The sequence below is a fragment of the Streptomyces sp. SID1328 genome (assembly GCF_009865595.1).
Lineage (GTDB): Bacteria > Actinomycetota > Actinomycetes > Streptomycetales > Streptomycetaceae > Streptomyces > Streptomyces griseoluteus.
In genome coordinates this window covers 1-6,141 of the sequence record NZ_WWKH01000886.1, presented here as the reverse complement: position 1 = coordinate 6,141, position 6,141 = coordinate 1, and the positions used below count along the sequence as shown (strand labels likewise).

Genomic DNA, 6,141 nt, shown 5'->3' with positions numbered 1-6,141 from the left:
GTTTTCGCGGTGGCGCCGGGCGGGACGAGGACGTACGCCACGGGTGCCGCGTTGTGGGCTGATCCGGGTGGCGTGGGGTTTTTGCGGGTGTGGGCGAGGTGGCAGGCGCGGCCGACATGGAGGAGGGCGGTCGTTTTTCCGGCTGCGGCGGGTCCGGTGACGATGAGGGAGGGCCGTGCGGTGGTCTGCTGGTGGCGGCCGAGGATCATCAGGGTGCGGACTTGGGTGGCGAGTTGACTGATGGCGGGGGTGCGGATGGTGACGAAGGCGGAGTGGTAGGCGAGGCGTTCGTCGCGGCTGCGGGGCGGGTCGTCGGGCTGGGGCGGGGCGGGTGGGTCGGTGGTGGCGAAGCGGTGCCAGCCCTGCCAGGTGGTCAGGGGCCAGGACGGTTCGGCCGGGGTGCCGCTGCCCGCGTCGGCGGCTGCGCTGGGCGGTTGGTGCGCTGCGGGGTGGGTGCGGGGGTTCACCACTTGTCGGCTTCCTCATAGGCGTTGTAGAGCCCGAATCCGGTGGCCGGGGCGGGGCTGAGGTCGTCGTAGGGGGCGCCGTCGAGGTCGTCGATGCTGTCGTTTTCGCTGTTGGCGCCTTGGCCGTCGCTGTCGCTGTGCTGCGCCGGTTCGTCGGTGGTGGGTCCGGTGTCGTGGTGCGGATGCCGGGCGGCGGGGATCGGCGCTGTGGTGGCGCGGGCGAGGAGAGCTTGTTCTGTTTTGGTGGCGTGGCCGCTGTGGACGCGGCGCATGAGCTGGTCGAGAGCGTCGGCCAGGTCGGCCTCATGCTGCTGGCTGGCGTCGTGATTGTGGTGGTGGGCGTGGGTGCGGATGTGCTGCCAGGTGTGGTCGTTGAACGGCTGGTGGACGTGGTCGCGGTGGATCCAGGGGATTTCGGTGAGCTCTCCGTCGGGCAGGCGGATCCAGATCTGGCGGACGTCGTGGGGGTTGTAGTGGATCTCCCATTTCCCGCCCCGGCCGGCGACGGGGGAGGACTGGCCGCGGTACGGGGCGAGGAGATCGTGGTCGTAGGTGCGGTGGTGGATGGTGATGCCGGCGGGGGTGATGGCCTGCCAGCGCACGGGCAGCAGTTCGAGGTAGTCGCGGCCGGTGAGCGGGACGGGCACGTGTCCGGCGACGGCGACGAGCGCGGCCCACATCTGGTTCGGCGTGAGGGCCTTTCTCGGCATCAGCGGGTGGCGCAGGCCTTCGTGGGGCCGGTGGTGGTAGTGCACCAGCCACTCATCGAGGAGGTCTTGGAGCTGGGGGACGCTGTAGCAGGCGTCTTTTTGGGTGTCGGGGCCGCGGCGGGTGACGTCGGAGCCGGTGTAGCCGGGCAGGTGCTGGCAGAACAGGGCGTTGATGGTGCCGAAGGTCCGCTCGACGATGCCTTTGGCGGTAGGGGCGCGGGGCGGGGCGGGCTGGACGCTGATGCCGAGGTGTTCGCAGGCGGCGGTGAACGCGGCGGAGACGAAGACTTTGCCGCGGTCGACGACGATCGTCTCGGGCAGGACGACCGGCCGGGCCGCAGCCCCGGCCAGCCGCTCGTCCAGTGCGGCCAGCCGCTGGTGGGGGAGTGCGGGGGCGCGGTCCATGCGCAGGATGTCCGGCCAGCGGGGCCGGGCGGGGTGCGGGACGGCCATCTCCGCCAGCAGCAGCGCCGCGTCCACGGCCTTGGTCGCGCTAGGGCACAGCACGGCGGCGAGGATGGCACGGGTGGCGACGTCGACGGCGATGGTCAGTTCGGGGCGGGCCAGGCGGCCGTCGTCGAAGAGGGCCAGGACGTCCAGGCGGGTGGTGTCGACCTGGACCTGTTCGCCGGGCCGCAGCGCCGTAGCCGGGGTGAACGCACGCCCGTCGACGCTCGTCGGTACTTGCCGGACGGGTCCGGAGGGCAGTTCGCCGGGCCGGGCGAGGTTGGTGACGAGCCGGTACAGCGTGGCCTGGGACGGCGCGGGCACCGTACCGGGACCGTGCCGGTCCTCCAGAATCTGGTTGATCAGCGGGAACAGGCCGTTGATGGTGCCCTTGGAGCGGCCGCGGCGGCGGCGCAGCGCCTCGCGGACGGCTGCGACGACCCGCTCGTCGGCCCGGCCAGTGGGGCTGGAGGCGCGGGTGATGCGGTGGTCGAGCAGCCCCCACAGGCCTTGCTTGCGGTAGGCCAGGCGCATGCGCTGCACCGTGGTGCGCGACACCCGGCCGAACCCGAGCGCGGTCAGCTCTTCCGCTTCGGTCCGCTCCCGTTCGGCCAGCGTGTACCGCTCGGGGTCGTACTGCTCGCGCACTGCTCCTTCGCTGCCGGGCCCGCCAGGCAGGCCGCATTCGACTTCCCTGACATGCCGCTGCCACGCCAGCGCCTTCTCACGCGCCGCAGTGGGGGCATTCTCGAACAGCCCCCACTGCGGTGCCGCCTGCGGCGTATCGGCGCCGACAACGGTGAAGCCGGGGTCGGCGAACAGGTGCCCGGCGAGCACGGCCTCACCCCCGCCCTCCGGGCCGACGAGGTGGATGTCCTGCCCCGACAGGGCGACCACTTGCCACTTCACGCCCCGGAACCGGACGTGAGCACCGACCTTCACCGTCGGCCGGGCATTGCGCCGCGCGCTCACCCGGCACCTCCCGTCTTGCCCGGGTCGCTCCAGCCCTGCGGGCCGATGAGGAGGCGTTCGTGCAGCGGCGTGTCCAGACCAGCCGTCAACCGGCCGTGCCACAGGGCGTGGAAGACGCAGGGAAGGACCTCGATCGGGTCGCCGACCGCTTCCGTGCCCTCGATCAGCGGCCGCGGCCGCGTGAACGCCTCGACGACCGCCGCCATCAGGCCGGGCTGGCCGGCGTTGCGGGGGTGGCGGTAGCCGGCCAGCCATTTCAGGTTGGCGGCCAGGACGTCGTCGAGCGGCGGGAGGCGCCGGTAGGTCCAGCCGATGTCCGCGCACGCCTGCGCGACCGCCTCGGCGGCGTTCTTCGCGCGTTCCCCGCCGGCGTCGGGGTGGCTGGGGCAGTCGGCGAGCAGTGCGGTGGCGTCGGCACGGCGGGCGAAGAGCTGCGGCACCCAGGAACGCACCTCGCCGCGGGGGTTACGCCACAGCAGCCGCACGGGCCGCCCCGCCAGGCCTGTCACGTCCGCATCGCGGTCCAGGACCATCAGTTGGGCGCGCATCGCGTTGGACCCGGCGGCCACGTGACGCCCGGTGGTCGCCGACCACCACAGGCCCGGACCCCAGCGGCGTCCCGGGACCACCGGGAACGCCGACACCGGCGGCAGATCCTCGAACGCCACGGTCATAGCGGCATCCGCCCACCGCTGCTGCACCGCCTGCCCCACCGGGTCGAGGAACACCGCCTCGAACCCGCCGCCCTGGTCCACGGCCGCTCGCCCTGGCAGGCTCCTGGGCCGGGCCGCTCCTGTGCTGGTCACCCGCGTCAGCCAAGCCGCTCCCGCCGGCAGACGCCGCCGCTTTCAGTATTTCTGCCACGAACGAGTGCCGTATCAGCTAACAGCCGACGCGCCTGCCGACGCCTCGCTCTCAGCTGTCGTCTTCCTGCCTGTCCGCCCTCAACATCTGGCTGAGCACCTCGACGGGCATGTCCACCCACAGGGCCACCTCCTGAAGGGGCACTCCGCCGTTCGCCGCCGCCACCGCGGTGCGTTTCCAGGCGTTCTCGATCAGGCCGGCACTGTGACTGAGTCCGCGCAGCAGCCGCCGGGCGACCTCGGCGGTCGGACCCGTCCCCGAACCGGGCGCCTTCTTCTCCTTGCCCAGCACCCGCAGCTGGCCGGCCATGGTGGCGGCCTGGTGTTCCTGCCGCAGCCACCACGGGTCGTTGTCGTACCCGGGCGGCCCGCCGGCGCCACGGCGAAGGCGGATGACACTGCCCATCCACGCGATGAGCGGCCCGCCGTGGTCCGCCGCGGCCAGCGGCCCCAGCCATCCCCGCCCCAGCCGCTCACCGAGCCTGCGGCAGAACAACCCGTCGGCGGGCAGCGCCCGCGGCCGCCCGGCACCGCTGTCGGCCCACACCAGCTCGGCCATGGCCGGGTCCAACAGAGCCTCGGCCACCGCCACCACCTCGGGGAAGACGACCGCGTCCCGCCCCACGATCCGCCACCGCTCCAGATCACCACCCGCATCCCCGCCCGCGACCCGGTGCAGGCGCCACGGCCAGATGGTCTCCTGCTCCCAGCCAAAGGCCTGCTCCCACCACCGGGCCACCACCGCCCGCGCCAGCGCGAACACCCTCTCCGGCTCCGCGCCGGCCCGTACCGCCCGCCGCGCCACCGAGGCCCACCGCCGCTGCGCCGCCACCACCTCCGGCAGACCACGCAGATCGAGGTGCTCCAGCGGCTGGTTGGCGTCCGCGTCCAGCAGCCACCGCCCATGCCGCACACACACCCGCTCCCACCGCGGCGCATACCGCACCACCCGCACGGCCGCCCCCGTACGCCGGGCCGTGCATAGCCGGCAACCGAACCCCACCGGACCGACCACTGCGCCGGCGATACGCCACAGCCCCACCGGATCACCAGCCTCAGCACGCAGCTTGGCATCCTCTTCCGCCCAGGACGGCAACGCTCGCGCCAGCACGGCTTCCTCCACGCCGCACATGTCAACCAAAAGTTGCCGCCCGGCCGCGTTCAGCAGCACCTCGGCGTCAGCCCGCGCACCGCCGCCCTCGTGCCCGGGCGGGTAGTTGCGCCACTTCCAGCACGCCCGCAACACCTTCGCTTCCATCCCGTAGCGGCTCGCGATGCGGCAGATCAGCGACGAAGTCGTCTCCCTCACCAGGGGAGCGGTTCGCAGTAGGCCGGGGTGATGGGTCACTCCACCACGGTCTCCTGTTCGCCGTCCCGGGCGGGCGCTTTTGCAACGGATGCCCAGCGGATCAAGTAAAGCGGCGATCGGTCCCTGGCCGCTGCTGTTCCGATGTCCTCGCGCTGTCGGGCTCAACGGCCGGATGGCGGCGATGTCACACCCATTCGATGCCCAGCTCGCGGAGCGCGGCGCGCTGCGGGTCACCCAGCTTGTCCCGCCGCTGTTTGGTATTGCTCATGAACACCCCCAGCCGGACCGGCGTAACCTCGCCCTCTACCGTGATCTGCTCTGTGTGGCTCCTTGGGACGCGGTGATGGCCCTCTCGAGCGATGTACTGCGTGAGGGCTGTCAGGCCCCGCTGGAAGGCCTGCTGCGCCTTGCTCGGGCCCTTCGTCGTGCCCTTGGCGGCCGGGGCGGGAGAGGGCGCCTGGAGCGGCTTGACGCCCAGCACGGTCAGCCGTTCCTGCTGCTCGTTCGACAGCAGCTTCCAGGTGCTCGCTTCCCGCTGCCGCGCGAGCCACTTGCCTAGATCATCGCCCTCGAAGAGCACGCCGGGCTGGATGTCGGGGAGTCGGCCGTGGGGTTCGTCGGCGGCGAGGTCGGCGAGGATGCGGTAGTGGCGTTGCCAGTCCAGCGGCCACGGGCAGTTCCAGTCGGGGTCGATCTCGGTGAGCTGCGCCGCGCGCAGGGCGGCCCGCTCCGAGTCTTTGCCCAGGCCGTTCTTCGCGCCTTTGCGCCGGAGGTTGGCCATGTGCTGCCCGATGGGCACCACCGCCTCGGCCTCTCCCCATACGGCGTCCTGGCGGGGTGCGAGGTGCCCGGTGGCCCGCCGGTAGGCCCGGAGCTGGGCGAGCTTGGCCTCCCACGCCTCCTCACCGGGCTCCCAGAGCATCCCGGCCTCCGGCGCGTCCAGCAGCGTTTTGCGTCGCTCTTCCAGCTCTCCGGCCCGTAGCGCCTTGCGCTGCTGGTGGACCCATCGCCCAAGCGGGAACGCCTTGGTCGCCCCGACCTCGACCTCTACGTCGTAGGGCACGGCGTAGAGGCCGGTGATCTGCTTCTCCTTCCGCCAGCGCAGCAGGGCCTGGTAGCCCTCCAGCCACACGAGGGATTCGGGCCGGTAGACCCGGGTACGCAGGAACGCCGCGATCGTCCCCGCGTCGCGGGGGCTGGAGAAGTGCAGCAGGGCGGATTCGGCGGCGGCATCGGTGTCGCCCTGCTCCTGGTCCTCGCCGTCGCTCTCGCCGCCGGCCCCGACGATCCGCCCGTCCTCATCGCGCTGGAGATGGACCTTGCGCTTGCCACTGGTGAGGGCGCGGGAGGCGAGCTGCTCGACCAGACGCTCA

General features: G+C 72.3%; 4 protein-coding genes and 1 pseudogene. All 5 read right to left on the bottom strand.

The window, feature by feature from the left end; genetic code table 11:
• Nucleotides 1-377, bottom strand: a pseudogene (locus GT030_RS28610) (ATP/GTP-binding protein); the annotation flags it as partial.
• An 86-nt stretch (nt 378-463) separates the two neighbouring features.
• Entirely contained in the window at nt 464-2,596 is a 2,133-nt protein-coding gene (locus GT030_RS28605; RefSeq protein WP_161203562.1) for a Mu transposase C-terminal domain-containing protein, read from the bottom strand.
• On the bottom strand, nt 2,593-3,351 hold the full coding sequence (locus GT030_RS28600) for a TnsA-like heteromeric transposase endonuclease subunit (RefSeq protein ID WP_161203563.1): 759 nt from the start codon (nt 3,349-3,351) through the stop codon (nt 2,593-2,595). Before GT030_RS28600 ends, GT030_RS28605 begins: the two co-directional genes overlap by 4 nt.
• A gap of 160 nt (nt 3,352-3,511) precedes the next feature.
• The gene (locus GT030_RS28595) at nt 3,512-4,807 is read right to left on the bottom strand and encodes a DNA-binding protein (RefSeq protein WP_161203561.1); all 1,296 of its coding nucleotides are present in this window, start codon (nt 4,805-4,807) and stop codon (nt 3,512-3,514) included.
• A gap of 145 nt (nt 4,808-4,952) precedes the next feature.
• On the bottom strand, nt 4,953-6,141 hold a 1,189-nt coding region (locus tag GT030_RS28590; protein WP_202460678.1), incomplete at its 5' end, for a helicase associated domain-containing protein.